This is a genomic window from Friedmanniella luteola (assembly GCF_900105065.1).
GTDB lineage: Bacteria > Actinomycetota > Actinomycetes > Propionibacteriales > Propionibacteriaceae > Microlunatus > Microlunatus luteolus.
The window spans coordinates 1419966-1446572 of record NZ_LT629749.1; the positions used below are offsets into that span (position 1 = coordinate 1419966).

General features: G+C 74.1%; 30 protein-coding genes, 1 tRNA gene and 1 riboswitch. Of the genes, 22 read left to right on the plus strand and 9 right to left on the minus strand.

Going from position 1 to position 26607, the window contains the following annotated elements:
• Nucleotides 1-31: 31 nt before the first annotated feature.
• Nucleotides 32-937, plus strand: a complete 906-nt coding sequence (locus BLT72_RS06715; RefSeq protein ID WP_231930391.1) for an alpha/beta fold hydrolase — start codon at nucleotides 32-34, stop codon at nucleotides 935-937.
• Between the two features lie 25 nt (nucleotides 938-962).
• Here the strand turns inward: BLT72_RS06715 and BLT72_RS06720 are convergent, their stop codons facing one another.
• The 3 genes from BLT72_RS06720 to BLT72_RS06730 form a co-directional block, all read right to left on the minus strand.
• Nucleotides 963-1817, minus strand: a complete 855-nt coding sequence (locus BLT72_RS06720; RefSeq protein ID WP_091411346.1) for an SDR family oxidoreductase — start codon at nucleotides 1815-1817, stop codon at nucleotides 963-965.
• 107 nt (nucleotides 1818-1924) lie between these two features.
• Complete coding sequence (locus BLT72_RS06725; protein WP_091411349.1) at nucleotides 1925-3487, minus strand: multicopper oxidase family protein; 1563 nt, start codon at nucleotides 3485-3487, stop codon at nucleotides 1925-1927.
• On the minus strand, nucleotides 3484-3966 hold the full coding sequence (locus BLT72_RS06730) for a hypothetical protein (protein ID WP_091411351.1): 483 nt from the start codon (nucleotides 3964-3966) through the stop codon (nucleotides 3484-3486). Before BLT72_RS06730 ends, BLT72_RS06725 begins: the two co-directional genes overlap by 4 nt.
• 119 nt (nucleotides 3967-4085) lie before the next feature.
• Between BLT72_RS06730 and BLT72_RS06735 the strand changes: the two genes are divergently transcribed.
• Both BLT72_RS06735 and BLT72_RS06740 read left to right on the plus strand, forming a co-directional pair.
• A complete protein-coding gene (locus BLT72_RS06735; RefSeq protein WP_091411354.1) occupies nucleotides 4086-4445 on the plus strand; it encodes a PadR family transcriptional regulator in 360 nt (119 codons plus the stop codon).
• Nucleotides 4442-5134, plus strand: a complete 693-nt coding sequence (locus BLT72_RS06740; protein ID WP_091411356.1) for a hypothetical protein — start codon at nucleotides 4442-4444, stop codon at nucleotides 5132-5134. The genes BLT72_RS06735 and BLT72_RS06740 overlap by 4 nt, the downstream gene beginning before the upstream one ends.
• A gap of 60 nt (nucleotides 5135-5194) precedes the next feature.
• Here BLT72_RS06740 and BLT72_RS06745 read toward each other — a convergent pair.
• Together BLT72_RS06745 and BLT72_RS06750 are read right to left on the minus strand one after the other, a co-directional pair.
• Nucleotides 5195-5280: transfer RNA gene (locus BLT72_RS06745), tRNA-Leu, on the minus strand.
• A 64-nt stretch (nucleotides 5281-5344) separates the two neighbouring features.
• On the minus strand, nucleotides 5345-6658 hold the full coding sequence (locus BLT72_RS06750; protein WP_091411358.1) for an MFS transporter: 1314 nt from the start codon (nucleotides 6656-6658) through the stop codon (nucleotides 5345-5347).
• 75 nt (nucleotides 6659-6733) lie between these two features.
• On the opposite strand from BLT72_RS06750, the gene BLT72_RS06755 reads away from it, so the two are divergent.
• Complete coding sequence (locus tag BLT72_RS06755; RefSeq protein WP_231930392.1) at nucleotides 6734-8050, plus strand: M20/M25/M40 family metallo-hydrolase; 1317 nt, start codon at nucleotides 6734-6736, stop codon at nucleotides 8048-8050.
• 22 nt (nucleotides 8051-8072) lie between these two features.
• Nucleotides 8073-8270, plus strand: a complete 198-nt coding sequence (locus tag BLT72_RS06760) for a DUF5703 family protein (RefSeq protein ID WP_172826034.1) — start codon at nucleotides 8073-8075, stop codon at nucleotides 8268-8270.
• Between the two features lie 98 nt (nucleotides 8271-8368).
• Here the strand turns inward: BLT72_RS06760 and BLT72_RS06765 are convergent, their stop codons facing one another.
• Nucleotides 8369-9355, minus strand: a complete 987-nt coding sequence (locus BLT72_RS06765; protein WP_091411362.1) for an aldo/keto reductase — start codon at nucleotides 9353-9355, stop codon at nucleotides 8369-8371.
• A 57-nt stretch (nucleotides 9356-9412) separates the two neighbouring features.
• Between BLT72_RS06765 and BLT72_RS06770 the strand changes: the two genes are divergently transcribed.
• A complete protein-coding gene (locus tag BLT72_RS06770) occupies nucleotides 9413-10462 on the plus strand; it encodes an LLM class F420-dependent oxidoreductase (protein ID WP_091411364.1) in 1050 nt (349 codons plus the stop codon).
• Nucleotides 10463-10474: 12 nt separating this feature from the next.
• Here the strand turns inward: BLT72_RS06770 and BLT72_RS06775 are convergent, their stop codons facing one another.
• On the minus strand, nucleotides 10475-11308 hold the full coding sequence (locus tag BLT72_RS06775; RefSeq protein WP_091411366.1) for an undecaprenyl-diphosphate phosphatase: 834 nt from the start codon (nucleotides 11306-11308) through the stop codon (nucleotides 10475-10477).
• 178 nt (nucleotides 11309-11486) lie between these two features.
• Between BLT72_RS06775 and BLT72_RS06780 the strand changes: the two genes are divergently transcribed.
• The 5 genes from BLT72_RS06780 to mshC all read left to right on the plus strand — a co-directional run bounded on the left by BLT72_RS06780 (nucleotide 11487) and on the right by mshC (nucleotide 15565).
• Nucleotides 11487-12095, plus strand: a complete 609-nt coding sequence (locus BLT72_RS06780; RefSeq protein ID WP_231930393.1) for a flavin reductase family protein — start codon at nucleotides 11487-11489, stop codon at nucleotides 12093-12095.
• Nucleotides 12092-12829 (plus strand): histidine phosphatase family protein, encoded by a 738-nt coding sequence (locus BLT72_RS06785; RefSeq protein ID WP_091411370.1) that lies wholly within the window; start codon nucleotides 12092-12094, stop codon nucleotides 12827-12829. The genes BLT72_RS06780 and BLT72_RS06785 overlap by 4 nt, the downstream gene beginning before the upstream one ends.
• A gap of 22 nt (nucleotides 12830-12851) precedes the next feature.
• Nucleotides 12852-13430, plus strand: a complete 579-nt coding sequence (locus tag BLT72_RS06790) for a DUF3090 domain-containing protein (RefSeq protein ID WP_091411371.1) — start codon at nucleotides 12852-12854, stop codon at nucleotides 13428-13430.
• Nucleotides 13430-14230 carry an SCO1664 family protein gene (locus BLT72_RS06795; protein WP_091411373.1) on the plus strand — a complete coding sequence of 267 codons (801 nt, stop codon included), beginning with the start codon at nucleotides 13430-13432 and terminating at the stop codon, nucleotides 14228-14230. Before BLT72_RS06790 ends, BLT72_RS06795 begins: the two co-directional genes overlap by 1 nt.
• Nucleotides 14231-14320: 90 nt before the next feature.
• On the plus strand, nucleotides 14321-15565 hold the full coding sequence (gene mshC / locus BLT72_RS06800) for a cysteine--1-D-myo-inosityl 2-amino-2-deoxy-alpha-D-glucopyranoside ligase (RefSeq protein ID WP_091411375.1): 1245 nt from the start codon (nucleotides 14321-14323) through the stop codon (nucleotides 15563-15565).
• A 146-nt stretch (nucleotides 15566-15711) separates the two neighbouring features.
• Here mshC and BLT72_RS06805 read toward each other — a convergent pair whose 3' ends face one another.
• On the minus strand, nucleotides 15712-16077 hold the full coding sequence (locus BLT72_RS06805) for a VOC family protein (RefSeq protein WP_197677338.1): 366 nt from the start codon (nucleotides 16075-16077) through the stop codon (nucleotides 15712-15714).
• 101 nt (nucleotides 16078-16178) lie between these two features.
• Nucleotides 16179-16306, plus strand: a riboswitch (FMN riboswitch).
• 98 nt (nucleotides 16307-16404) lie between these two features.
• Between BLT72_RS06805 and pnuC the strand changes: the two genes are divergently transcribed.
• The 5 genes from pnuC (at nucleotide 16405) to BLT72_RS06830 (ending at nucleotide 21503) form a co-directional block, all read left to right on the plus strand.
• Nucleotides 16405-17124 carry a nicotinamide riboside transporter PnuC gene (gene pnuC, locus BLT72_RS06810; protein ID WP_091411379.1) on the plus strand — a complete coding sequence of 240 codons (720 nt, stop codon included), beginning with the start codon at nucleotides 16405-16407 and terminating at the stop codon, nucleotides 17122-17124.
• A 91-nt stretch (nucleotides 17125-17215) separates the two neighbouring features.
• Nucleotides 17216-17485: a phosphoribosyl-ATP diphosphatase gene (locus tag BLT72_RS06815; protein WP_091411380.1), complete on the plus strand. Its 270-nt coding sequence runs from the start codon at nucleotides 17216-17218 to the stop codon at nucleotides 17483-17485.
• Between the two features lie 61 nt (nucleotides 17486-17546).
• On the plus strand, nucleotides 17547-18410 hold the full coding sequence (gene hisG, locus BLT72_RS06820; RefSeq protein ID WP_280949246.1) for an ATP phosphoribosyltransferase: 864 nt from the start codon (nucleotides 17547-17549) through the stop codon (nucleotides 18408-18410).
• Nucleotides 18398-18901 carry a PH domain-containing protein gene (locus BLT72_RS06825; protein ID WP_157720328.1) on the plus strand — a complete coding sequence of 168 codons (504 nt, stop codon included), beginning with the start codon at nucleotides 18398-18400 and terminating at the stop codon, nucleotides 18899-18901. Before hisG ends, BLT72_RS06825 begins: the two co-directional genes overlap by 13 nt.
• Before the next feature lie 163 nt (nucleotides 18902-19064).
• Entirely contained in the window at nucleotides 19065-21503 is a 2439-nt protein-coding gene (locus BLT72_RS06830; RefSeq protein ID WP_091411384.1) for a DUF7402 domain-containing protein, read from the plus strand.
• Nucleotides 21504-21523: 20 nt separating this feature from the next.
• Here the strand turns inward: BLT72_RS06830 and BLT72_RS06835 are convergent, their stop codons facing one another.
• A complete protein-coding gene (locus tag BLT72_RS06835) occupies nucleotides 21524-21988 on the minus strand; it encodes a hypothetical protein (RefSeq protein ID WP_157720329.1) in 465 nt (154 codons plus the stop codon).
• A 109-nt stretch (nucleotides 21989-22097) separates the two neighbouring features.
• On the opposite strand from BLT72_RS06835, the gene BLT72_RS06840 reads away from it, so the two are divergent.
• The 6 genes from BLT72_RS06840 (at nucleotide 22098) to pheS (ending at nucleotide 26574) form a co-directional block, all read left to right on the plus strand.
• Entirely contained in the window at nucleotides 22098-22625 is a 528-nt protein-coding gene (locus BLT72_RS06840) for an SseB family protein (RefSeq protein WP_157720330.1), read from the plus strand.
• A gap of 298 nt (nucleotides 22626-22923) precedes the next feature.
• The gene (gene infC, locus BLT72_RS06845) at nucleotides 22924-23673 is read left to right on the plus strand and encodes a translation initiation factor IF-3 (RefSeq protein WP_091411388.1); all 750 of its coding nucleotides are present in this window, start codon (nucleotides 22924-22926) and stop codon (nucleotides 23671-23673) included.
• 123 nt (nucleotides 23674-23796) lie between these two features.
• Complete coding sequence (gene rpmI, locus BLT72_RS06850; protein WP_091411390.1) at nucleotides 23797-24000, plus strand: 50S ribosomal protein L35; 204 nt, start codon at nucleotides 23797-23799, stop codon at nucleotides 23998-24000.
• Between the two features lie 48 nt (nucleotides 24001-24048).
• Complete coding sequence (gene rplT, locus BLT72_RS06855) at nucleotides 24049-24444, plus strand: 50S ribosomal protein L20 (RefSeq protein WP_091411392.1); 396 nt, start codon at nucleotides 24049-24051, stop codon at nucleotides 24442-24444.
• A gap of 68 nt (nucleotides 24445-24512) precedes the next feature.
• A complete protein-coding gene (locus tag BLT72_RS06860) occupies nucleotides 24513-25322 on the plus strand; it encodes a TrmH family RNA methyltransferase (RefSeq protein ID WP_091411394.1) in 810 nt (269 codons plus the stop codon).
• A gap of 142 nt (nucleotides 25323-25464) precedes the next feature.
• The gene (pheS, locus tag BLT72_RS06865) at nucleotides 25465-26574 is read left to right on the plus strand and encodes a phenylalanine--tRNA ligase subunit alpha (protein ID WP_091411396.1); all 1110 of its coding nucleotides are present in this window, start codon (nucleotides 25465-25467) and stop codon (nucleotides 26572-26574) included.
• Nucleotides 26575-26607: the final 33 nt, after the last annotated feature.

Below are 26607 nucleotides of genomic sequence, written 5' to 3' on the forward strand. Positions count from 1 at the left end.
GTGGTCCGGCCCGTCCCGGTACGGTGACGGCGTGGGCGACGCAGGCGAGGTCCCGGCGGAGACGGCGGGCGGCATCGAGATCGTGTACGAGACGTTCGGCGACCGGGCGGAGCCACCGGTGCTGCTGGTGATGGGCCTGGGCACCCAGCTGCTGGGCTGGCGCGCGGCCTTCTGCGAGGCGCTGGTCGAGCGCGGGCACTTCGTCGTCCGCTACGACAACCGCGACATCGGCCTGTCCACCCACCTCGACGACGCGTCCCGCCCCGACTTCCCCGCCCTGCTGGCGGGGGACGCGTCGTCGGCGGCCTACGACCTCTCCGACATGGCGGACGACGCCGTCGCCCTCCTCGACCACCTCGGGCTGGACGCGGCGCACGTCGTCGGCGCCTCCCTGGGCGGGATGATCGCCCAGACGCTCGCCCTCGACCACCCCGAGCGGGTGCTCAGCCTCACCTCGATCATGTCGACGACGGGCGACCGGGGGGTCGGCTCCGCCACCGAGGCGGCGATGACCGTCCTGCTCGCCCCGCCGGCCCGGAGCCGGGAGGAGGCGCTGGAGCGGAGCGTCGCCTCGGCCCGCGTGCTGGGCTCGCCCGGCTACCCGGCCGACCCCGAGGACGTGCGCCGGCGGGCCGGCGAGGCCTGGGACCGCGACCACGACCCCGCGGGGGTCGGCCGTCAGCTGGCCGCCATCTACGCCTCCGGTGACCGGACCGCCCGGCTGGCCGGGCTGGACGTGCCGACCCTGGTGCTGCACGGGGCCGACGACGCCCTGATCGACGTCTCCGGCGGCCGGGCCACGGCGGAGGTGGTCCCCGGCGCGGAGCTGCTCGTGCTGGAGGGCATGGGTCACGACCTCCCGGAGGCCCTGTGGCCGCCGGTGCTCGACGCGATCGCTGCGCTGGTGCGACGCGCCGACCAGGCCCGCGCGGCCTGAGCGCTCCGCGTCCGCCGTCGCGGGGTCAGCCGCGTCCGCCCGCGAGCAGCTGGCGCAGGGTGAGCGGTCGCCGTCCGGTCAGCCGCTCCACGTCGTCGCTGACGCGGGCCAGCTCCCCGGTCGCGATCGCGGTGTAGGTGCTGACCCAGGCGTCGACCAGCCAGCGCGGGGCGCCGTAGGACGCGCGGGAGGCGTAGGCCTCCTCGAGGGTCTCGGCGTGGTAGCGCACCGGCCGGCCGCGGGCGGCCGAGACCTGCTCCGCCACGTCGGCGAAGGACAGCGCCTCCGGTCCGGTCAGCTCGTAGGTGGCCCCCCGGTGCGGCTCCGGGTCCAGCAGCACCGCGGTGGCCGCCCGGGCGACGTCGGCCCGGGCGACCGCGGCGACCCGGCCGTCGCCGGCCGGACCCCGGATGACGCCGTCCTCGCCCACCACCTCGGGCAGGAAGTCCAGGTAGAAGGAGTCGCGCAGGAAGGTGTGCGCCAACCCGGCGTCGACGATCGCGCGCTCGGTCGCCCAGTGGTCGCGGCCGAGGGTGAACACCGCGTTCTCGGCCGCCGCGGCGAAGGAGGTGTAGACGACGTGCTGCACCCCCGCCTCGGCCGCGGCCGCCACGAAGGCCCGGTGCTGGCCCAGCCGGTCCTCGTCCTCGGCCGCAGACACCATCAGCAGGGTCGACACCCCGCGGAGGGCCGCGACGGAGGGGTCGCCGTCGCCGTAGCGGGACGGCAGCACGACGCAGCCGGGCAGCGGCGGCACCTTCGCCGGCGTCCGCGCCAGCAGCCGGAGCGGCACGCCACGCTCGACCAGCCCCCGGGCGACGAGCCCGCCGACGGCTCCGGTGACGCCCGTGACGGCGATGGTGGGCAGGGCGGTGTCCATGACGGGTCCTCTCGAGGGCGGCGGTGCCCCGATCCTGCCAGCGGCCGCGCAGTCGATCGCACCCGCCGCCACCCAGCCCGGGCCAGGGGTGCTCCCGGCGGCGGTCCTCAGGCGACGGTCGCGAAGGTCGCCATCATCCCCATGTCCTCGTGCTCCAGGTTGTGGCAGTGCACGAGGTAGCGGCCGGGGTGGGCCGGGAACCTCACCGCGACGTCGGCGTGCTCGCCCGGCCGCAGGTCCAAGGTGTCCTTCCAGCCGACGTCGAACGCGCCCGGGTCCCGGCCGCCCCGGCTCAGCACCTGGAACGGCGCGAGGTGGACGTGCACCGGGTGGTGCAGGTCGCTGGCGAAGCGCCACACCTCGATGTCACCGAGCCGCACCGTCGCGTCGGTCCGCGCCGGGTCGAAGAGTGCGTCGTTGATCAGCCAGTGCCCCGTGCCGGTCCGCCCCCGGGCGAACCGCCAGGTGCGTCGGGGCGCGTCCCTCCGGGGCCGCAGCGTCGGGACGGCGGCGAGCCGGGCCGGCACGGTGCTGTCCTCGCGGGCCCGCCTGACGACCCGGAACCGCATCACGGCGTCCGTGGGGCCGGTGCCCAGCGCGTTGGTCAGGGTGACCTCGGTGCCCACCGGGTAGGCGCCGAAGTCGACGAGCACCTCGTAGCGCTCGGCCGGGGCCAGCGGGACGTGGTCGTGCGCCACCGGGGCCGCCAGCAGCCCGCCGTCGGAGGCGACCTGGACGAAGGCCGGACCCTGCGGCGGGACCGGGTCCAGCGCCAGGTCGTAGCGGCGGGCGTTGGACGCGTTGAGCAGCCGCAGGCGGTACCGGGCCGCGGCCACCGCCAGCACCGGCCAGGGCCGCCCGTTCACCAGGAGCACGTCGCCGAGCACGCCGGAGGTGTGGTCGGCCGACACCCCGGGCGGACCAGCCAGGCTGGCGTCCAGCGAGGGGTAGCGGAGCTCACCGTCGGCGCCGAAGGAGCGGTCCATGATCATCAGCGGGACGTCCCGCTCCCCGTGCGGCAGCGGGAGGGCGTCCTCGACGTCGTCGGAGACGAGGTGGAACCCGGCCAGCCCGCGCCACACCTGCGGCGCGGTGAAGTCCATCCGGTGGTCGTGGTACCAGAGCGTGGCCGCCGGCTGGTCGCCCGGGTAGACGTGCTCGCGGGTGCCGCGGCGGACGTCGCCAGCCCCGTGCGGCATCCCGCCGTGGCCGGTCCGGGAGGTGGCCGCCGGTCCCGCGGGCAGCACGAGGTCGGTCGGGAACCCGTCGCTGGCCGCCGGGGTGTGGCCGCCGTGCAGGTGGACGACGGTGGGCACCGGCAGGTCGTTGTGGTGGGTCACGACCACCCGCTCGCCGCGCCGGGCGCGGAGGGTCGGGCCCGGGAACAGGCCGTCGTAGCCCCACACGTCGGTGAGGACGCCCGGCAGGATCTCGACCTGCGCGGGCCGCTGGACGACGGTGTACCGCGTCGCGGTGCCGTCGCGGGCGGTCGGCCGCTTGACCGGCGGCGTCGTCAAGGGGACGACGAAGCGCTCGGGCAGCGGCCGGTCGCTCCGGAACACCCGTGCGGTCTGGCCGGCGGGGTCGTCGGCGCAGCCGGCCGTCCCGAGCACGGCCCCTCCCGCGAGCCCCAGCCCTGCCCCCAGCAGGGCCCGGCGGCTCACCCTCACGCCACCGCTCCGTCGCCTGCAGCCGTCCGGTGGGTCCGCCGGGGAGCGCGCGGGCGGGCGGCCGCGGGCGCCCAGCTGAGGACCGCGACGGCGACGGCCAGCGCGACCAGGGCCACCCCGAGGGGGATGTGGACGCCCAGCGCGCGGTTGTAGCCCAGACCGGTCTGGACGCCCGCGAGCAGGAAGAGCAGCGGGCAGCCGAGGGCCCACAGCCGGCCGCCGGCCAGCACGTAGCCGACGCCGACGAGCGCCAGGACGAGCGCGGTCAGGACCAGCAGGCCGGCGGCGGTCTGGTGCAACCGCAGCAGCCCGTACCGCCCGTCGAGGTACTGGCCGATGGAGATCGGCTGGACGAGGGCGAGGCCGAGGTGCGCCGTGGTGAGGACCCGGAACAGGACGAGGAGGGCGACGAAGAGCGGCCGTCGAGCCGGCGGTGGGTGCTCGGTCACGACCGCCGGGGCGGGCAGGGTGCTGGTCATGACGGCGACGCTATAAGTAGCGTTCCTACGCAACAAGAGGCGACGACCCTGACCTGACCCTGATCCGGCGGGCGGCGCGGGCTGCCGCCGACGGCCCGGCTGGCGTAGGCTCCCAAGGTATGGGGCAGGAACGGCTGAAGGGCCACCTCGACGGGCTGCTGCTCGCGGTGCTGGAGTCCGGGCCGCTGCACGGCTACGCCGTCATCGAGGCGCTGCAGGCCCGCTCCGGCGGTGAGCTGCGGCTGCCGACCGGCACCGTCTACCCGGCGCTCCGCCGCCTCGAGGAGGCCGGGCTCACCGTGGGGGACTGGTCCACCGTCGGCGGTCGACGGCGGCGGACCTACGCCCTGACCGCGGCCGGCCGACGCGAGCTGCAGGGCGAGCGCGCGGAGTGGCTCCGGTTCTCGGGCACTATCGGCAGCGTCCTCGGCGGCCTGCGGGCGCCCGTACCCGTCGACGACGAGAGCGCGTCGGCATGAACCGCCGGTCCCGGCCCCCGGTCGACCCGATCGACGCGGTGCTCGCGGACCTCGCGGCCCGGCTGCCGGCCGGTGCCGGAGGTGGACGTCGGGGGCTGCTGCAGGAGGCGGAGGACGGGCTGCGCGACGCGGCCGAGGCCTACGAGCAGCAGGGCTGCACGCATCGGGAGGCGGCCCACCGCGCCGCGGGCGAGTTCGGCGAGCCCGCGGCGCTGGCGCCCTGGTACGCCGACGACGTGCTGCGCCTGGAGGCCCGGCGCACCAGCGGGGTGCTGGCCCTGGGGTACCTGCTGGTCCTCACCGCCTGGGCGCTGCTGGGGAGGACGGCCGGGCACCCGGAGCCGCGGGACCACCGCTGGGTCACGTCCAGCTTCGCGGTCCTCGGCGTGCTGGCCGCCGCGGTCGCCGCCGCGGTGTTCGTGGCCTGCCGGCGACAGGCCCGGTCGGGCCGGACGGGCGGGGCCGTCGCCTGGGCGGCCGGCGTCGCCGGGCTGCTCTGCGGGGGCGCCACGCTGCTCGCCTCCTACCTGGTGGAGCCGTGGGGCAGCCGCGGCAGCGCGCTGCCGGCCTCGCCCTGGACGGGTCCGGTGGAGGTGCTGAGCGCCCTGGTGGTCGCCGTCATCCTGCTGCTGTCGCTGCGGTGCCTGGGCGCCGCCTGGCGGGTGCGGCACCCGGCTCGCCGGGGCTGATCGGTCCGACAACGGCACGAGCCCCCGCCCACCGCAGTGGGAAGGGGCTCGTGGCCGTCGTGTCCGAGGGGGGACTTGAACCCCCATTCCCCGTCAAGGGAACTAGCACCTCAAGCTAGCGCGTCTACCTATTCCGCCACCCGGACCTCGTTCAGCAGCAGTGAACTATAACAACAGGCGTCCCGCAGGACGAATCGGCGCCGCTCGCGGTCACCGTCGGGGCCGGTGGCGCCAGCGCCGGGCGATGGCGCGGGCCAGCGGGTCGATCGGGGCGCCGCCGTCCGCGCGCATGCCGGCCCGGGTGAGCCGGCGGCTGCTCCACAGCGACACGAAGCCGAACGCCCACAGCACGTACTGGAAGCAGAAGGCGATCTCGAAGTCCGCGAGGTCGAACGCGCCGGTCGGCGCCCGCCAGTCCAAGATCACCCCGATCGCGAAGATCGTGATCAACGACGCGGTGAAGCCGCCCATGTTGACGATGCCCGACGCCGCCCCCAGCCGCGTCGAGGGGTTGAACGAGCGGGCGAAGTCGAAGCCGACCGCGGACGCCGGTCCGTAGGCGGCCAGCACCACCAGCAGCAGGACCAGCAGCGGCAGGGGCACGGTGCCCGGCCACAGCAGCACCAGGGTCCAGGTGGCGACCGTGGTGATCATGACCCCGAAGATCAGGTTCGACCGGCGCAGCGGGTACTGGGCCGTCAGCTGCCCCAGCACCGGCCCGATCACGGGCCCCGCCAGCACCATCAGGGTGAGCAGCCCGCCGGCCAGGCCGGGGCTGTAGCCGAGGCCGGCCGTCATGAACGGGTAGCCCCAGAGCAGGACGAAGACCATCCCCGAGAACTGCGTGCTGAAGTGCGACCACAGCCCCAACCGCGTGCCGGGGTGGACGAACGAGCTGCGCAGGTCGGTCATCGCCTCCGCCCAGCCGACGGGGGCCGCGGCGGGGCTGCCGACCGGCCGGTCGCGGACCGCCAGCAGCACCAGGAGGGCGGCCAGCACCCCGACGGCGGCCGCCCCGAGGTAGGCCGGCGTCCACCCGGGACCGGCGAGGGCCGCGGCCAGCGGGATGGTGCTGGCCACCTGCCCCAGCTGGCCGACCTGCCCCGTCAGCTGGGTGACCATCGGCACCCGCCGGGCGGGGAACCAGGCCGGGATGATCCGCAGCACCGAGATGAAGGTCATGGCGTCGCCGGCGCCGACGACCACCCGGGCCAGCACCGCCGTGCCCGGGTGGGTGGCCAGCGCCATCGTCGTCTGGCCGACGGCCATCAGCAGCGCACCCGCGACCAGCAGCAGCCGCGACCCGAACCGGTCGACGAGGATGCCCACCGGGATCTGCATGGCGGCGTAGACGACGAGCTGGAGGACGACGAACGTCGACAGCACGGAGGCGCCGACACCGAACCGCTCCGTCGCCGGACCGGCGGCGACGCCGAGGGAGGTGCGCTGGAAGATGGCCACCGCGTAGGCCGCCACCGCCACACCCCAGACGAACCAGGAGCGGCGGCGGGCGGAGGTGGGCACGCCCCATCCTGGCCCACGCCGACCCGCGGCCCCCCGCGGCCGCGCGACGGCGGACCGGTGGGACAGGATGACGGTGTGACCCACGCCTACGCCGCCGACGCCGAGGTGGTGGCGCTGTGCCGCGACCTCATCCGGATCGACACCTCCAACTACGGCGACCAGCCGGGACCGGGGGAGCGGGCGGCCGCCGAGCACGTGGCCACCCTGCTGGACGAGGTGGGCATCGAGGCCGAGCTGCTCGAGCCGGAGCCCGGGCGGACCAGTGTCGTCGCGCGCTGGGAGCCGGAGGGCGTCGACCGCTCGCTGTCGCCGCTGCTGGTGCACGGCCACCTCGACGTGGTGCCGGCCAACGCCGACGACTGGTCGGTCCCGCCGTTCGCCGGCGAGGTGGTCGACGACTGCCTGTGGGGCCGCGGGGCCGTCGACATGAAGGACTTCGACGCCATGGTGCTGAGCGTGGTCCGGGCGCGGGCCCGGGCCGGCGCGGCCCCCCGCCGTCCGCTCCGGCTGGTGTTCACCGCCGACGAGGAGGCGGGCAGCGGGCTCGGGGCGCAGTGGCTGGTGGACGAGCACCGCGACACCGTCGCCGACTGCGAGCTGGCCATCGGCGAGGTCGGCGGCTTCTCCCTGACCGTCCGCGACGACCTGCGGCTGTACCTCGTCCAGACCGCCGAGAAGGGGATGGCCTGGCTCGACCTCATCGCGGACGGCCGGGCGGGCCACGGCTCCTTCCGCAACGACGACAACGCGGTGACCGCGCTCAGCGCCGCCGTCGCCCGGGTCGGTGCTCACGCCTGGCCTCACCGGATCACCTCCGCGCAGCAGGCGTTCCTCGACGCGGTCGCCGAGGCGTTCGAGGTGGAGCTGGACCCCGGCACGATCGAGGAGACGCTGGCCCGGCTGGGCAGCATCGCCCGGATGGTCGGCGCGACGATGTCGAACACGGCGAACCCGACGATGCTGGACGCCGGCTACAAGCACAACGTCATCCCCGGCCAGGCGCGGGCGGCGATCGACGGCCGCTTCGTCCCCGGGGGTGAGCAGGAGTTCTACGAGACCATCACCGAGCTGATCGGGGACCGCGTCCGCTACGAGGTGGTCACCCGCCAGGACGCCGTCGAGACCGCGTTCTCGGGCTCGCTGGTCGAGGCGATGCAGGCCTGCCTGGCCGCCGAGGACCCCGGCGCGCGGGCCGTCCCGTTCCTGATGAGCGGCGGCACCGACGCCAAGGCGTGGGACCGGCTGGGCATCCGCTCCTTCGGCTTCGCGCCGTTGCGGCTGCCCCCGGAGCTCGACTTCGTCGGGATGTTCCACGGCGTCGACGAGCGGGTCCCGACGGCGTCGCTCGAGTTCGGGGCGCGCGTTCTCGACCGCTTCCTGGACCAGGCGTGAAGCAGGACTACGCTGGGCAGCGATGACCAAGCGCGCCGTGGAGTACGAGATCGAGAAGGTCCGGCTGGGCCGCCACCTGTCCCGAGGTGCCGTCCGCCAGCTGCTCACCGACCAGGCCGAGTACGGCGGCTGGGAGCTGACGCGGCTCCGCCGCTACCGGGACGGCACCCGGGACATCTGGATCCGCCGGAAGATCATCCGGGTCCCCGCCTCCGTGTGACCCGCCTGGCCGCGGTCGCGGCCAGGCCGCCGACTGGGCGCTGAGGTCCCCCGTGGCCCCCGACGCCCCGCGCCCGGTGACCGCCGAGTGCGTACGCCTCAGGCCGAGCGTCCGCCCACGGGCACCGGCCGGGCCGCGTTGGGCCCGCCGGAGACGTCGTCGAGTGCCGAGGCGATCTCGTACGGCAGGGCCTGGTCCTCGACGGCGAGGGCGGGCGCGAGCTGGCCCGCCGTCCGGGCGCCGAGCAGGGGAGCGGTGACCCCGGGTGCGTCCCGCACCCAGAGCAGCGCCACCTGGAGCGGTGAGAGGTCCAGCCCCTCCGCCGCCCGGACGACGGCCTCGACGACGCCACGGCTGCGGGCCTCCAGGTACGGCTCGACGAACCAGGCGAAGTGGTCGGTGGCGGCGCGCGACCCCCGGGGCGTCCCCGCCCGGTACTGGCCGGTCAGCACCCCCCGACCCAGCGGTGACCAGGGGAAGAAGCCCATCCCGAACGCCCGGGCGGCGGGCAGCACCTCGACCTCGGCGCGGCGGGCCAGCAGCGAGTACTCCACCTGCGCGCTGGTGATCGGGGTCCGGCCCGGGAACGCCTGCTGCCAGGTGGCGGCCTGCGCGGTCTGCCAGCCGACGAAGTTCGAGATGCCGGCGTAGCGCACCATCCCGGCCGCGACGGCGTGGTCGACGGCGTCGAGGGTCTCGGCCAGCGGTGCGTCACCCCAGGCGTGCACCTGCCAGAGGTCGACGTGGTCGGTGCCGAGCCGGCGCAGCGATCCCTCGAGGTCGCGCAGCAGCGCCCGCCGGGAGGTGTCGACGATCCGCTCCCCGTCGCGGATGACGAAGCCGGCCTTCGTGGCCAGCACCACGTCGTCGCGGATCCCCATCTCCGCCACCAGGGAGCCGACCAGCCGCTCGGCGTCCCCGGCGCCGTAGGCGGCCGCGGTGTCGACCAGCGTGCCGCCGGCCTCGTGAAACATCTCCAGCAGCGAACGGGCCTGCTGGTCGGTCGTGTCGCGGGCCCAGGTCATCGTCCCCAGACCCAGCCGCGACACGCGCAGGCCGCTCGTCCCGACCGGCCGCTGTTCCATGCCAGCGACCCTAGCCAACGCAGGCCTGACCACCCCCGACGCCACTACGGTGGCCCCATGCGTCTCGGTCTGAACCTCGGCTACCTCGTCGGCGCGGAGGACCCGCAGGGTCAGCTGCGGCTCACCGCCCACGCGGAGGCGCTCGGCTTCGAGGTCGTCTGGGCGGCCGAGGCCTACGGCTCCGACAGCCCCACGGTGCTGGCCTGGCTGGCCGGGCAGACCCGCCGGATCGCCGTCGGCTCGGCGGTCATGCAGATCCCGGCGCGCACACCGGCCATGACGGCGATGACCGCGGCCAGCCTCGACGTCCTGTCCGGCGGCCGGTTCCGGCTCGGCCTGGGCGTCTCCGGCCCGCAGGTCTCGGAGGGCTGGCACGGCGTCCGCTTCGACAAGCCGCTGGCCCGCACCCGGGAGTACCTGGCCGTCCTCGAGCTGGCCCTGGCCCGGCAGACCGTCGTCCACGAGGGCACGCACTACCCGCTGCCCCTGCCGGACGGGCCGGGCAAGCCGCTCAAGCTGACCATCGCGCCGGTGAGCACCCGGATCCCCACCTACCTGGCCGCCGTCGGCCCCCGGAACCTCGAGCTGGCCGGTGAGCTGACCGACGGCTGGCTGGCCGTCTTCTACGCCCCGGACTTCGCCGACGAGCAGCTGGCCGCGGTCGCCGCCGGCCGCGCGAAGGTCGGCCGGACGCTCGAGGGGTTCGACGTCGTGCCCACCTTCCCGCTCGTCGTCGGGGCCGACCCGCGGGCCTGCGCCGACCCCGTCCGGGGCTACGCCGCGCTCTACCTGGGCGGGATGGGCAGCCGGACCCAGAACTTCTACAACGCCCTCGCGGTCCGGATGGGCTACGGCGAGGCCGCGGCGGCGGTGCAGGACCTGTTCCTCGACCGCCGGCAGCGCGACGCCATGGCCGCTGTGCCGTACGAGTTCATCGACGCGACGTCGTTGCTCGGCGACCGCGACCGGCTCACCGAGCGGCTGCAGGTGCTGGCCGCGTCGGGGGTGACGACGTGCTCGGTCGTGCCCTACGGGGAGACGGTCGAGCAGAAGCTCGCAGCGCTGACGGTGCTGGCCGACGCCTTCGACCGGGCGGCCGTCGGCTGACCTGCCCGGGCCTCAGCCCTGCGGCAAGGGCTCCAGCACCCCGGTGAGCAGCAGCACGACGACCAGGGCCGCCAGGCCGAGCCGGTAGTACACGAACGGCATGAAGTCGTGGGTGCTGATGTAGCGCAGCAGCCAGGCGATCACCGCGTACCCGACGACGAACGAGACGACCGTGGCCAGCAGGATCGGGCCCCAGGCGGGCGGCACCGGGTCGCCGGCGATGTCGGCCAGCTTGAAGACCCCGGAGCCGACGACGGCGGGGATGGCCAGCAGGAACGAGTAGCGGGCGGCGGCCTCGCGCGTGTAGCCGAGGACCAGGCCGGCGCTGATCGTCGCGCCGGAGCGGGAGACCCCCGGCACGAGCGCGAGCGACTGGGCCAGGCCGAAGACGACGCCGTGGCCCCAGGTGAGGGACTCCAGCGGCCGGGCGTTGCGTGCGGTCCGGTCGGCGATCCCGATGACCACGGCGAACCCCGCCAGCATCGCGACGGTGACCCACAGGTTGCGCAGCGAGGAGTCGATGGCGTCCTGGAACAGCAGGCCCAGCAGGACGATCGGGACCGAGCCCAGGATGACCAGCCAGCCCATCCGGGCGTCCGGGTCGTCGCGCGGCACCCGGCCGGCCAGCGAGCCGACCCAGCGGGTGATGATCCGGGCGATGTCGCGGCGGAAGTAGAGGATGACCGCGGCCTCGGTGCCCAGCTGGGTGATCGCGGTGAAGGCGGCGCCGACGTCCTCGCCCCCGAAGAACTGGCCGACGATCGACTGGTGCGCGCTCGAGGAGATGGGGAGGAACTCCGTCAACCCCTGCACGATGCCCAGCACCAGCGCCTCGAACCACCCCATGCCCGCTCCTCGCTCCAGCCTCCGGCTCCGTGAGGGACCGCGCACCCGCCCGGGTCCGGCGACCACCGTAGACCGCGGGCGTCGGCCCGCCTCCCGCCCCGGTCCCGGCTGCGCGGTGATGCCCACCACACCAGGTCGGGGCCGACCGGGACTGGTGCGCCGGTGTAGAGAGGGAGGCGTGACGATCCACGGCGACCACCCCTTCCTGCCCGCCGCCGACGACCGGGACCCGCTGCGCCGCTGGCGGGGCCGGATGCCGGCGCCGGTGAGCGTGTGGACGAGCACGGCCGGCGGCCGCAGCGCCGGGTGGACCCTCTCGTCGTTCCTGCTGGCCGACGGCCGGCCGCCCGAGGTGGTCGGGCTCGTCGACGAGGAGGCCGACTTCGCCGACCAGCTGGCGCTCAGCGGGCGCTTCGCCGTCAGCCTGCTGGCCGGACCCCACCGGCACCTCGCCGACGTCTTCGCCGGCCAGGCCCCGGCGCCGGGCGGGGTCTTCACGGTCGGCCGCTGGCGGGAGACCGCGTGGGGCCCGGTGCTCGAGGACGCCGTCGGCTGGCTGGGCGCCGCCCTGGTCGCGGCCGACGTCGCCCCGGGTCAGCCCGACCCCGCCCAGCCCGGCGCCGAGCCCCACCCCGACCGGGCCGGCTGGTCGCTGCTGGTGCGCGGCAGGGTGGAGCACACCGAGCTGGCCGAGCCCGACGAGCGGGGCGTGCTCTGCTCCTTCCGCGGCCGCTACCTCGCGCTGGGAGCCGGCCCCGGCGACGGCCCGGCTAGCCTTCGCCCATGACCACCGTCCTGCTGATCCGCCACGGCCGCACGTCGGCCAACACCGCGGGGATCCTCGCCGGCCGGTCCTCCGGGGTGGAGCTGGACGACGTCGGCCGCACCCAGGTCGCCGACGTCGGGACCCGGCTGGGCGGCGTCCCGTTGCGGGGGGTCGTCACCTCCCCGCTCCGCCGCTGCCGGCAGACCACCCAGGCCCTCGTCGGCGCCCGGGACGACGCCTGCCCGGTGCACACCGACCAGGGCATCATCGAGTGCGGCTACGGCGACTGGACGGGGAGGACGCTCAAGGAGCTCAGCCAGGAGAAGCTCTGGGCGACGGTGCAGTCCCAGCCCTCCGCCGTCCGCTTCCCGGGCGGGGAGTCGATGACCGAGATGAGCGCGCGGGCCGTCGGCACCATCCGGGCGTGGGACGCCCGGATGGAGGCCGAGCACGGCGCCGACGCCGTCTGGGCCGCCGTCTCCCACGGGGACGTCATCAAGGCGGTCCTCGCCGACGCGCTGGGCATGCACCTGGACGCCTTCCAGCGGATCCTCGTCGACCCGGCCTCGGTGTCGATCGTCCGCTACACCGCCAGCCGGCCCTACGTCGTCACGGTCAACTCGACCAACGCCGACCTGGGCAAGCTGCTGAGCCCTCCGCCGGGCAAGCCCGCCGGCACCGACGACGACGCGGCCGTCGGGGGCGGGCTCGGAGCGTCGGCCCCACCCGACCCTGCCGCCGGGGAGCCCCGTTGAGCCCCTGCTTAGGCTGGTGACCATGGCGATTCTCGTGCACCGCTACGACGAGCCGGACCGGTTCGTCGCCGGCACCGTCGGACAGCCCGGGGAGCGTGCGTTCTTCCTCCAGGCCCGCGCCGGCAACCGCATCACCAGCGTGGCCTGCGAGAAGCAGCAGGTCTCCGTCCTGGCCGAGCACCTCGACCGGGTGCTCGACGAGGTGGTGCGCCGCAGCTCCGCCTCCGCGGTGCCGCCGTCGACCACCCGGGCCCGCGACACCGACCCGCTGGACGCCCCCATCACCGAGGAGTTCCGGGTCGGCACCATGACGATCGCCTGGGACCCCAGCATCGACCGCGTCGTCATCGAGCTGTTCTCCAACGTGGACGCCGACGAGGACGACGCGGACGACGCCGCCGCGGTCGAGGAGGGGGAGGAGGTCAGCGCCGACGAGGTCTTCGTCGTCAAGATCACCGCGGCCTACGCCCGCGACTTCGTGGCCCGGGCCAACGCCCTCGTCTCCGCCGGTCGGCCGCCCTGCCCCTTCTGCCTGCAGCCCCTCGACCCGGAGGGCCACATCTGCCCCCGGGCCAACGGCTACCGCCGCCCGCTGTTCTGATGACCCACCCGGCGCTCCGCGCCTCCCTCGCCGAGGTCGAGCTGGTCGGCGCCGAGATGGAGATCACCGGCCGGCTGATGGAGGCGTCCAACGCCACCTTCCTGACGGAGGTGCGCACCGCCTCCGGCAGCACCACCAACTGGGTCTACAAGCCCACCGAGGGTGAGCGGCCGCTCTGGGACTTCCCGCACCGCACCCTCGGCCTGCGCGAGGTCGCGGCCTACGAGGTGTCGCGGATCGGCGGCTTCGACTGCGTCCCCGTCACGGTCTTCGCCGAGGGCCCGATGGGGCCCGGTTCCCTGCAGGCCTGGATCGAGAGCGAGCCGGACGCCGTCGCCGAGCTGGTCGACCTCGTGCCCAGCACGGCGGTGCCCAGCACCGGCTGGTTCTCCTGCGTGGAGGGCATCGGGGCCGACGACCGGCCCGTCTCCGTCATCCACGCCGACGACCCGCGGCTGCGGATGCTGGCGGTGTTCGACGTCCTCATCAACAACGCCGACCGCAAGGGCGGGCACATCCTGGCCAGCGAGGGCCAGGTGTTCGGCGTCGACCACGGCGTCAGCTTCCACACCGACCACAAGCTGCGGACCCTGCTCTGGGGCTGGGCCGGCAGCGAGCTGCACGACGTCGAGCTGGAGGCCGTGGCCAAGGCCCGGGAGGAGGCGCCCGAGCAGCTGACCGCGCTGCTCGACGAGCTGGAGGTCGCCGCCCTCGTCCGCCGGGCGGACCTGCTGCTCAACCGCCGCCGGCTGCCCCGGCCCCGGGGCCAGTGGCCCTCGATCCCCTGGCCGCCCTTCTGAGCGGGCAGACCCGTGCCGCGCGGCCGCGCGCGAGTCCGGCGGTGAGAGCGTGGACGGGCGCCGTCGGGTCCCGCCGTTAGGGTTGGCCGCATGCAGGCGTGGCGCTCCGGACCGGTACCCCAGCTCGAGCGCCCGGAGGGGTCGCCCGCGCTGCAGGCCTTCGACTCCGCCACCCAGCAGCGGGTGACGGTCGGCCCGGCCGAGGGCACCGCCCGGATGTACGTCTGCGGCATCACGCCCTACGACGCCACCCACATCGGGCACGCGAACACCTACGTCTCCTTCGACCTGCTGAACCGCGTCTGGCGCGACGCCGGTCTCGAGGTCAGCTACGTGCAGAACGTCACCGACGTCGACGACCCGCTGATCGAGCGCGCCCACGCCACCGGCGTCGACTGGGCCGCGCTCGCCGCCCAGCAGACGCAGCTCTTCCGCGAGGACATGGAGGCGCTCAACGTGCTGGCGCCCAGCCACTACGTCGGCGCGGTCGAGTCGGTGCCGCTGATCCTCGAGCTGATCGCCGACCTGGAGGCCCGCGGCGTCGTCTACGCGGTCGAGGACGAGCACGCCGGCGACCTCTACCTCGACCAGGCGCAGGACCCGGACTTCGGCTCGCTCTCCCACCTCGACGAGGCGGCGGCCCGGCCCGTCTTCGCCGAGCGCGGCGGCGACCCCGACCGCAGCGCCAAGAAGGGCGCGCTCGACTCGCTCGTCTGGCTCCGGCACCGGGCGGGCGACCCGTCCTGGCCCTCGCCGTTCGGCGATGGCCGCCCGGGCTGGCACGTCGAGTGCGCGGCGATCGCCCTGGACCTGCTGGGCCCCGACTTCGACGTCCAGGCCGGCGGCAGCGACCTCGTCTTCCCCCACCACGAGATGAGCGCCTCGGTCGGCCGGCTGGCGACCGGGAAGCCGTTCGCCAAGGCCTACCTGCACAGCGGCATGGTCGCGCTGGACGGGGAGAAGATGAGCAAGTCCCGCGGCAACCTGGTGTTCGTCTCCCGGCTGCGCGCCGACGGCGTCGACCCGATGGCCGTCCGGCTCGCGCTGCTCGACCACCACTACCGCGACGACTGGGAGTGGACGCCCGACCTGCTCACCGCCGCCGAGCAGCGGCTGAGCCGCTGGCGCGAGGCCGTCCGGCTGGACGCCGGCGTGGACGGCGACGCCGTGGTGGCGAAGATCCGCGCAGCGCTCGCCGACGACCTGGACGCCCCGGCGGCGCTGGCCGCCGTCGACGCCTGGGCCGGGGCCTCCTCCGTCGTCGAGAGCGACGACGCCTACGCCCCGCAGGTCGTCGCCCGCGCCGTCGAGGCCCTCCTCGGCGTCAGTCTCTGATCGTCTGCCCTCGCTCCGCTCGGACGCGGATCGGGCTACAACCCCTGTCGACGTCGTCAGCGGCGCCTGATCCGTGTGCCCCGCGAGTCCATGGACCGGCGACTGCGTCGGACTCGAGGCCTTTCGACGGGCTCAGGGAACTCAGTTCAACCAAAGGTGTGGTGGACCGCCTCGACGTTGTTGCCGTCCGGGTCGCGGACGAAGGCGCCGAAGTAGCCCGCGTGGTACTCGGGCCACACCCGGGGGGCGTGCAGGCTGGCCGTCCCGAAGGCCAGCGCGGCGTCGTGGAAGGCGATGACGGCCTCCCGGCTGGGGGCGGCGAAGGCCAGGTGGCTCTGCCGGTTCGGGATGCGGTCGGTGGCCGCGCCGATCCAGAAGACCGGGTGGTCGGTCCCGTAGCCGACGGCCGGGCCCACGTCCATCAGCATCCGGTAGCCGAGGGTGTCCAGCACGCTGTCGTAGAAGCGGCGGGCGGCCGCGAGGTCGTCCACCTGGATGCCGACGTGGTCCATCACGCCAGCGATCCTGGCAGCGTCGGTGTCTGACCGGCAAGAGCCGGACCGCCGGATGTCGGGGACCGTGCCAGAATGGGCGCGACGAGTTGTCAAACTCGCACGTGTTCCGGGGTCGGTGGAAGTCCGAGCCGGCGGTGAAAGTCCGCGACCCGATCGCAGCCAGCGACCGGTTGATGTGGTGAAACTCCACGACCGACGGTGAGAGTCCGGATGGGAGGAACACGGGAGCACGCGACGACGCCGGGGGCGACCTGCCCGTGGTGGCCGTCGACGTCTCTTCACCCCGGGTTCAACCGTGCGACCGGACGAGTGGAGGGACATCCCATGGGATTCTCGGAACTGCTGGTGCGGTTGCTGGAGGCCAAGATCGACATCGGCCCCGGCATCCTCTGGCGTGAGGTCATCGGCAACGTCTTCGGGCTGGCGAGCGCGCTGCTCGGCATGCGCCGGAAGGTGGCCGCCTGGCCGATCGGCATCATCGGCAACATCTTGCTGTTCACGGTGTTCGTGGGCAGCGCGCTGGGGGGCGTCCTCGACACCCCGCAGCAGCACGACGTGTGGGGTCAGGCGGGCCGCCAGGTCTTCTTCCTGATCATCAGCGTCTACGGCTGGGTCCAGTGGAGCCGGTACCGCAAGGAGCACGGCGGGGGCGGGGTGGCGGTGTGCCCGCGCTGGGCCACCAACGGCGAGCGCGTGCAGCTGGTGGTGGCGGCCGTGGTGCTGACCACCGTCTTCTTCTTCGTGCTGCGGGTGCTCGGGTCCTACGGCCCGCTCGCCGACGCCTGGATCCTCACCGGGTCCATCCTCGCCACCTACGGGATGGCGCGGGGGTGGGTGGAGTTCTGGCTCATCTGGATCCTGGTCGACCTGGTCGGCGTCCCGCTGCTGCTGATCGCGGGCTTCTACCCCTCGGCGATCATGTACGTCGTCTACGGGGCGTTCTGCGTGCTGGGGCTGGTGTCCTGGAACCGCATCCAGCGGACCGAGGGCGCGGAGGCGGTCCCCGGCGGGGTCGCCGACCCCGTCGCGGAGACCGTGGGCTGACCACCGGCTGTCGTCGTGGCGACTTCGGGGTCGAGTTCGACCCCGAAGTCGCCACACGACCCGGGATCGCCGCCGCACTAGGCTGCCCACCGTGACCGCCAAGACCTTCGAGTCCCTGTTCGCCGAGCTGAGCGCCAAGGTGGCCGAGCGGGCGCCGGGCTCCAGCACGGTGGCCCGCGTCGACGCCGGCGTGCACGCCATCGGCAAGAAGGTCGTCGAGGAGGCGGCCGAGGTGTGGATGGCCGCCGAGCACCAGTCCAAGGCCGAGGCGGCCGAGGAGATCAGCCAGCTGCTCTACCACCTGCAGACGATGATGATCGCGCTCGAGCTCGACCTCGACGACGTCTACGCCTACCTCTGAGGCCGGTCTCACCGCCCTCCGCCGCCGCGGCCCGGTGCCGGCCGCCACCTAGGATGACGCCGTGAGCCCCGCCCGCCCGACCATCAAGATCGCCGTCCCGAACAAGGGCTCCCTCTCGGAGTCCGCGTCCGCGATGCTCCGCGAGGCGGGCTACGCCCAGCGCAGCGACCCCAAGGAGCTCGTCCTCTTCGACGAGGCCAACGGGGTCGAGTTCTTCTACCTGCGTCCTCGCGACATCGCGGTCTACGTGGGGGAGGGCACGCTCGACGTCGGGCTGACCGGCCGCGACATGCTGCTCGACTCCCACGCCCCGGCCACCGAGGTGATGCCGCTCGGCTTCGGCCGCAGCCGGTTCCGGTTCGCCGCCCCCGTCGACGCCGACCTCAGCGTCGAGAAGCTGCAGGGCCTGCGGCTGGCCACCTCCTACCCCGGTCTGGTGGAGACCTACCTCGCCGAGCGCGGCGTCAGCACCCGGCTGATCAAGCTGGACGGCGCGGTCGAGACCGCCATCCGGCTGGGCGTCGCGGACGTGATCGCCGACGTCGTCGAGACCGGCACCACCCTCCGGCAGGCCGGCCTGTCGCTGTTCGGCGAGCCGATCCTGCAGTCGGAGGGCATCCTCATCCGGCGCTCGGACGCCCCGGAGCCGCCTGGGCTGGCCCAGCTGGTCCGCCGCCTCAACGGCGTCCTGGTCGCCCGCAACTACGTGATGATGGACTACGACGTCAGCGCCGAGGTGGTGGAGGCGGCGTGCACCATCACCCCGGGCCTGGAGTCGCCGACGGTGGCCCCGCTGGCCCGGCAGGGCTGGCACGCCGTGCGGGCGATGGTCCCCAAGCCCGACGCCCAGCAGGTGATGGACGACCTGTGGGAGCTCGGCGCCCGCGCGATCCTGGTCACAGACATCGCCGCGTGCCGGATCTAGTGCGTCCCGCACCCGACGCCGTCGCCCCGTCGACGCTGGTCATCCGGCCCCGTCGGCTCCGCGTCGTGGCCGCTGCCTTCGCCCTCGCGCTGGTCATGGCGACGCTGTGGGGCTGGCTCGCCCTGCCGGCCGACATCCAGGTGCTGTTCACCCTCTCGCAGCGGCTGACTCTGCTGGGCGTGCTGGCGCTGCTGGTGGGCGTCATGGTGGCGCTCGCGCTCAGCGTCGTGCGCGCCGACGAGACCGGCCTGTGGTTCCGCAACGGGCTGCGGACCCACACCGTGCCCTGGGACCGGGTGCACCAGGTGATCCTGCGGCGTGGCGACCCCTGGGCCTTCGTGCTGCTGACCCCGGCCGACGGCAGCCCGTTCGCCGCCGACCTCGACGCCGAGAAGCGGCAGCTGATGGCCCTGCAGTACGGCGACGGGGCCGCCGCCCAGGTCGGCGTGGAAGAGCTCCGGCGCCGGCAGCGGTACTACACCACCCGCTGACCCGGCCGTTGTGATCATGGTCTCCTCCGGCTGAAACCGCCACGGAGCACGCGCGACTCGCGTTGACTGGTGCTGCTCTGGTCCCGCGCGAACGCCGGCGGACCCGGGCGATGAGGTGACCAGCCGCAGCGGGGGCGGCTGGAGCTGGTGTGTCGGGGGAGAGATGGCAAGACTGCGTGCTTCGGTCCAGCTCGGGCTGGTCCTGGCGTTCGTGCTGCTGGTGCTGGCGGCGGTCGTCCGTCCGGCGGCGGCCGTCGGCGCCACCACGTGCGGCGCCGGCTCCGTGCTCGACGTCGTCGCCCACCAGGACGACGACCTCGTCTTCCAGAGCCCGGACCTCGCCCGCAACATCGCCGCCGGACGCTGCGTCCGCACCGTGTACGTCACCGCCGGCGACGCCGGCAACCAGGCGGACTACTGGACGGCCCGCGAGGACGGTGTGCAGGCGGCCTACGCCTCGCTGGCCGGGGTGGCGAACAGCTGGACCACGACGGTCGTCCAGGTGGCGGGTCACCCGGTCGTCCGCCGCACCCTCGACGGGGCACCCCAGGTGTCCCAGGTGTTCCTCCGGCTGCCCGACGGCTGGCTGGACGGCAGCGGCACCACGACGCGGGGCTCGGAGAGCCTCCAGAAGCTGTACGACGGCCGGATCGCCACCATCCACACGGTCGACGGCACCACCTCCTACACGAAGGCGTCGCTCCTCACCACGCTGACCGCGCTGATGGACGACGCCCAGCCCGACCAGGTGAACACCCTCGACTTCGCGGGCGCCTACGGGGACGGCGACCACAGCGACCACTACACGGTCGCCTACCTCACGCGGCAGGCCCAGCAGCAGTACACCCGCCCGCACGGCCTGGCCGGCTACCAGGGCTACGGGATCGGGTCGCGCGCGTCGAACCTGAACGCGGCCGACACGGCGGCCAAGCAGCGGACCTTCCTGACCTACGCCGCCCACGACGACGAGACCTGCCAGACCGCGTCGGCCTGCGCCGGCAAGCCCGAGGGCAGCTGGTTCTCCCGCCAGTACACCGTGGCCGGCTCGACGACGAGCCCGGCGCCGACGCCCTCCACCAGCCCGTCGCCGACCCCCTCCACCACCCCCTCGCCCGCCGGGGGCGAGGTGGTCCGGCCGACGACCGTGACGGCGTCGTCGCAGAACCTGTCGAGCGGCCAGGGTGCGGCGAAGGCGGTGGACGGCGTGGCCGACGGCTACCCCGGTGACGCCACCCGGGAGTGGGCGACCGTGGGCGGCCGGGTGGACAGCTGGCTCCAGCTCGGGTTCTCCACGGCGGTGCTGCTGGACCACGTGGTCCTGAACGACCGTCCGAACACCTCGGACCGGGTGACGGCCGGCCGGCTCACCTTCTCCGACGGGACGACGGTGGCGGTGCCGGCCCTGGACGACGCGGGTGGAGCCGTGACGGTGGCGTTCCCCGCGCGGTCGACGACGAGCGTCCGGTTCACCGTGACCGCGGTGAGCGCCACGACCAGCAACATCGGCCTCGCCGAGCTGCAGCCCTGGACCGTCGCGGCGACGCCCACCTCGACGCCCACCCCCACACCGACGCCCACCCCCACACTGACGCCCACCCCCACGCCGACGCCGAGCCCGACCCCCGCACCGACGCCGACCGGCCCGACCGCGGTGGACGTGACGCGTTCGGCGACGGTGACCGCCTCCTCGGAGAACGCGTCCAGCGGGCAGACCGCGGTCAAGGCGGTCGACGGGGTCGTCGACGGCTACCCGGGCGACGCGACCCGGGAGTGGGCGACGGCCGGCGGCCGCGCGGGCAGCTGGATCGAGCTCCGCTTCGCCTCCCCGGTCCGGCTGACGACGGTCGTGCTGCACGACCGCCCGAACACCGCCGACCAGGTGACCGGCGGCCTGCTGGCCTTCTCCGACGGCTCCACGGTGCCGGTGCCGTCCCTCGACAACGCCGGTGGCGCCGTGACGGTGTCCTTCCCGGCCCGGTCGACGACGACGCTGCGGATGACCGCGACGACGGTGAGCGGGACCACCGGCAACGTCGGGCTGGCCGAGCTGGCGGCGCTGGCCGAGGCCGCCGGCACGCCGACGGTCACCCCGACCCCGACCCCGACCACGACGCCCACTCCGACGGCGACGCTGACCCCCACCCCGACGCCCACTCCGACCCCCACCCCCACCGGAGCGGTCAACGTGGCTCCGGGCGCGAGGGTCACCGCGTCGTCGCAGAACACCGCGACGGGGCAGACCGCGGTCAAGGCGGTGGACGGGGTCGCGGACGGCTACCCCGGTGACGCGACGCGCGAGTGGGCGACGGTCGGTGGGCGGACGGGCAGCTGGGTCCAGCTCGACTTCTCGACGCCGGTGCGGCTCGACCGGGTGGTCCTGGTCGACCGGCCCAACACGAGCGACCGCGTCACGGCCGGACGGCTGACCTTCGCCGACGGCACCACCGTGGCCGTGCCGTCCCTGGACGACGCCGGCGCCGCCGTGAGCGTCGCCTTCACCGCCCGGTCCACCACCAGCGTGCGGTTCACGGCGACCGCCGTCAGCAGCACGACCAGCAACGTGGGGCTCGCCGAGCTTCAGGCCTGGACCGCGGCCGGCTGACCGGGCCGGGCCGGGTCCTGCTACTCGATGCCGCGCGACTTGAGCAGGGCCTCGATCTCGGCCATGTCGTCGTCCTGCGGAGGCGCCTGACGTTGCTGCGCCTGCCCGCGGCCGCTCACAGCCTTGGGCGTCGCCGCACCGGCCGGGGCCGCGGCCTTGCGGTCCGCCCTCGTCCGCTTCGGCGTCCGGCGGGCGACCACCCCACCGACCACCCAGAGCACGACGCACAGGGCGAGCAGGGCGAAACCGGCCCAGATGGTGGGCGACAGCACGGTGCTGGAGGCCCAGCGGCCGACGGCGACCACGGCGTCCCAGACCAGTCCGAGCAGGCCGCTCAGGTAGAGGGCCAGGGGGAGCAGCGCCAGGCCGATCCCCTGCACCATCCGGCCCTTGCGACCTCGGCGTCCGGCGAGGATGGCGATCAGCAGCCCCAGCAGGGTCAGTCCCGCAGCGAGGGGGAGGAGCACGGCAGATTCGGCTGGCATCCCGCCAATCTGCCACAGGGCGGGCGTCCTGCCGATGGGGGTCTTCACCCCCCGCACCCCGGCTCGCGCGCGCCGTCGGCCGGGGTCCGGCCTCCCGTACGGTGGACCGGTGGACCACGAACGCCAGCTCGCCCCCTCCCCGTTCCCCGGTGACGGCGGCCTCGCCGACCCCGCCACCCGACGGGCGCTCGCGGCGGCCCTCGGCGCCACCGACCCGGCCGGCTACCTCCGCGCCGTCGCCGCCTTGTGCACCGCCCGGCTGCTGGTCCCCGTGGTCGCCACCGCCACCCGGCTGGGGCAGACGGTCGGCGGGCTGGCGTCCGACAAGGAGGCGGAGATGTCGGTGGTGATGCTGCAGGCCGCCGACGGCCGCCGCGCGCTGCTGGGCTTCACGGGGCTGGACGCGATGCACGCCTGGCAGGCCGACGCCCGACCGGTGGCGGTCACGGTGGACAAGGCCGCGCAGACCGCGCAGGCCGAGGGCGTGACCACCCTGCTGGTCGACTTCGCCGGTCCGCACCCCCTGGTCGTCGACGGTGAGGTGCTGGCCTCGCTGGCCGCCGGTCGACGGCTGGTCGAGACGGCGCCGGGGGAGTTCGGCTGGCTGGTGGCGTCCGGGGACGCCGGGACGCCCTAGGCGGGTACCCGGCGGAAGAACGGGGCCGGCGCGGGCGTTGGACCCGGTGTCGGCAGCGGGCCTCGGGCCCGGGCGCTCCGCCCGCTGGGTCAGCAGGCCCAGGAGTGGTAGCGTGGGCGCCGACCGATCTGGCTCCTCGCCGGATCTGCAAGCGGAGACCCGATCTCCCACCCGCACAGCACCCGCTCCTGCCGGAGCGACCGCCGTGGGGTCGGTCCACCGGAACGGTGCTGTGCGCCGTCCCGTGGTGCTGGGGTCTTCGCGTGCGCGGAGGCCCCTTGTGGTGTCTCCCGCCCGTGTGCAGGTCCGGTGGAGTTGCGAGGTCGATCGCCATCCACAACCAACTGGAGGACATATCAGCACCGAACCGCGGATCAACGATCGCATCCGTGTCCCCGAAGTCCGTCTCGTCGGCCCCGCCGGCGAGCAGGTGGGGATCGTGCGCATCGACGACGCGCTGCGCCTGGCGCGTGAGTCGGAGCTCGACCTCGTCGAGGTCGCTCCGATGGCCCGGCCCCCGGTGGCCAAGCTCATGGACTACGGGAAGTTCAAGTACGAGAACGCCCAGAAGGCCCGTGAGAGCCGCCGGAACCAGACCAACACGGTGATCAAGGAGATGAAGCTCCGGCCCAAGATCGACATCCACGACTACGAGACCAAGAAGGGTCACGTCGTGCGGTTCCTCAAGGCCGGGGACAAGGTCAAGATCACCATCATGTTCCGCGGACGCGAGCAGTCGCGTCCCGAGCTCGGCTACAACCTGCTCAAGAAGCTGGCGGCCGACGTCGACGAGTTCGGCTTCGTCGAGTCCTCGCCGAAGCAGGACGGCCGGAACATGCTGATGGTGCTCGGACCGCACAAGAAGAAGACCGAGGCGCGCGCCGAGGCGTCGGTCGAGCGTGACCGGCGGATGGCCGAGCGGCAGGCCGGCCAGGACGAGGAGCGCAACCAGCTGGCGGAGATCCGTGCGCAGCACGCGGCCGCCGGACCGTCGGCACCGCGGCGTCGCGGACCCGCCGACAACCTCGATCCCGACGCCGAGGCGTAAGGACCGAAGACGGGCCACCCACCACGGTGGGTGGCCCCGCAAGGCCCGGGCGGAGCATGTCGCCGTCCGGGACATGGAGCAGGACTGCACCTCGCGGTGCGGCCACGGAAATGGAGCGGCACGATGCCGAAGATGAAGACGCACTCCGGTGCGAAGAAGCGGTTCCGGATCACGGGTTCGGGCAAGGTGATGCACCGCCAGGCGGGGAAGATGCACCTCAACGAGCACAAGCCGAGCTCGCGCACCCGTCGCCTCACCGGCGACGCGGTCATGGTCAAGGGCGACGCCGCCAAGGCCAAGAAGATGCTCGGCAAGTACGCCGGCTGACCCAGCCCTTTTCTCGAACCGTCTTCCCACTCAGCAAGGAGCACCCCCATGGCACGCGTCAAGCGTTCTGTGAACGCGCAGAAGAAGCGCCGCCAGGTCCTCGAGCAGGCCTCGGGCTACCGTGGCCAGCGTTCGCGCCTGTACCGCAAGGCCAAGGAGCAGGTCACCCACTCCCTGGTCTACGCCTACCGTGACCGTCGCGCCCGCAAGGGCGACTTCCGCAAGCTCTGGATCCAGCGCATCAACGCTGCGGCCCGGGCGGAGGGCATGACCTACAACCGGTTCATCTCCGGCCTCAAGGCTGCCGACGTCGAGGTGGACCGCAAGATCCTCGCCGACCTGGCCGTCACCGACCCCACCGCGTTCCGCGCGCTGGTCGAGGTCGCCCGTCAGCACGTCCCCGCTGCTGACAGCACCGTCGCCGCCGACTCCACCGCGGCCTGAGGATCGATCTGAGCGAGCACGACGGCTCCGCCCGCCGGAGCCCCCTCGAGCTCGACCCCGCCGAGCCGATCGCCCCGGCCCCTGCCTCGCAGGGGCTGGTGCGGTCGGCTCGTCGTCTGCTCCGGCGCAAGGAGCGCGTGCAGAGCGGGGAGTTCCTCGCCGAGGGCCGCCAGGCCGTGGCCGAGGCGCTGCGCCGTCCGGGCGTCGTGCTGGACCTGCTCGTCTCCCACGGTGCCGTCGGCCGGCACCAGGACCTGCTGGCCGCCGCAGTGGACGCCGGAGTCCCGGTCGGCTCGGTGACCGACCCGCAGCTGGCCACGCTGTCCGACACCGTCACCCCGCAGGGCGTGCTCGCCGTCTGCCGGGCGGTCGACGTCCCCCTCGCCGAGGCGCTGGCCGGCCAGCCCCGGCTCGTCGTGCTGTGCGACCAGGTCCGCGACCCCGGGAACCTCGGCACCGTCATCCGCTGCGCGGACGCCTTCGGGGCCGACGCGGTGCTGGTCAGCCGGGACTCCGTCGACCTCTGGAACCCCAAGACGGTCCGGGCCAGCACCGGCAGCGTCTTCCACCTGCCCGTCGCCGTCGAGGTGGACCTCGCCGACGCCGTGACGCGGGCCCGGGCCGCCGGGATGGCCGTCTACGGGGCCGACGGCGGGGGTAGCGACAGAGTCGACGACCTCGCGCTGCGCGGTGGCCTGAGCCGGCCCGTCCTGTGGGTGATGGGCAACGAGGCCTGGGGCCTGCCCGCCGAGCACGCCGACCTGCTCGACGCCCTCGTCGCCCTGCCGATGTACGGCCGCGCCGAGAGTCTCAACCTCTCCACCGCCGCGGCCGTCTTCCTCTACGCCACCGCCACCGCCCAGCGCGCCGCTTCCTGACGCCGAGTTGTCAGACGTCCGCTGACCTGGGGTCAAGCGAGTTGTGACAGCTCGGAGGGTCCACGCCGCACAACCGGTTCGCCGCGGAGGGTGTGCGCTTCCTAGACTGACCCGGTTGCCGTCTCACACCCGAGGGGAGCCCATGTCCGGGCCGAACACGAGCTACGACCCCGTCCAGGTCGCACCGCTGCACGCCGAGCAGGTCGAGGCCATGGTGGCCGAGGCTCTGGCGGCCTTTGCCGCTGCGACCTCGGTGGCCGAGCTCAAGGAGGCCCGGCTGGCGCACGCCGCCGAGCGGTCGCCGATCGCCCTGGCCAACCGGGAGATCGGCGCCCTGCCGCCGCAGGCCCGCAAGGACGCCGGGGCGCGGATCGGCAAGGCCCGCGGGCAGATCGGCGCCGCGCTCAAGGCGCGCGAGGCCGAGGTGTCCGCCGCGGAGCTCGAGCGCGCCCTGGTCGAGGAGCGGGTCGACGTCACCCTGCCCCTCCAGCCGCACCCGGTCGGTGCCGTGCACCCCATCACCGGGCTGATGGCCCTGGTCGAGGACGTCTTCGTCGGGATGGGCTGGGAGGTCGCCGAGGGCCCCGAGCTGGAGGCCGAGTGGCTCAACTTCGACGCCCTCAACTTCGTCCCCGACCACCCGGCCCGGACGCTGCAGGACACCCTGTTCGTCGAGCCGGCCGACGGCGGGCTGGTGCTGCGCACCCACACGTCGCCGGTGCAGGCACGGACGATGCTGCACCGCGAGCCGCCGATCTACGTGATCTGCCCGGGCAAGGTCTACCGTGCTGACGAGTACGACGCCACGCACGTCCCCGTCTTCCACCAGTTCGAGGGCCTCGTGGTCGACCGCGGGATCACCCTCGGCCACCTCCGCGGCACCCTCGACCACTTCGCCCGGGCCATGTTCGGGGACACCCGCACGCGGATCCGCCCGCACTACTTCCCCTTCACCGAGCCGTCGGCCGAGGTCGACCTGCAGTGCTTCGTCTGCCACGGCGACTCCGTCGGCAACCCCGACCGACCCTGCCGCACCTGCAAGAGCGAGGGCTGGATCGAGTGGGGCGGCTGCGGGGTCGTCAACCCCCGGGTGCTGCAGGCCTGCGGCATCGACAGCGACGTCTACTCCGGCTTCGCCTTCGGGATGGGCGTGGAGCGCACCCTGATGTTCCGGAACGACGCCGCCGACATGCGCGACATGATCGAGGGCGACGTCCGCTTCAGCCGCTCCCTGGTCGGAGTTGCGCGATGACGTCTGCCAGGGGGACGACCCCCTCGGACCCCC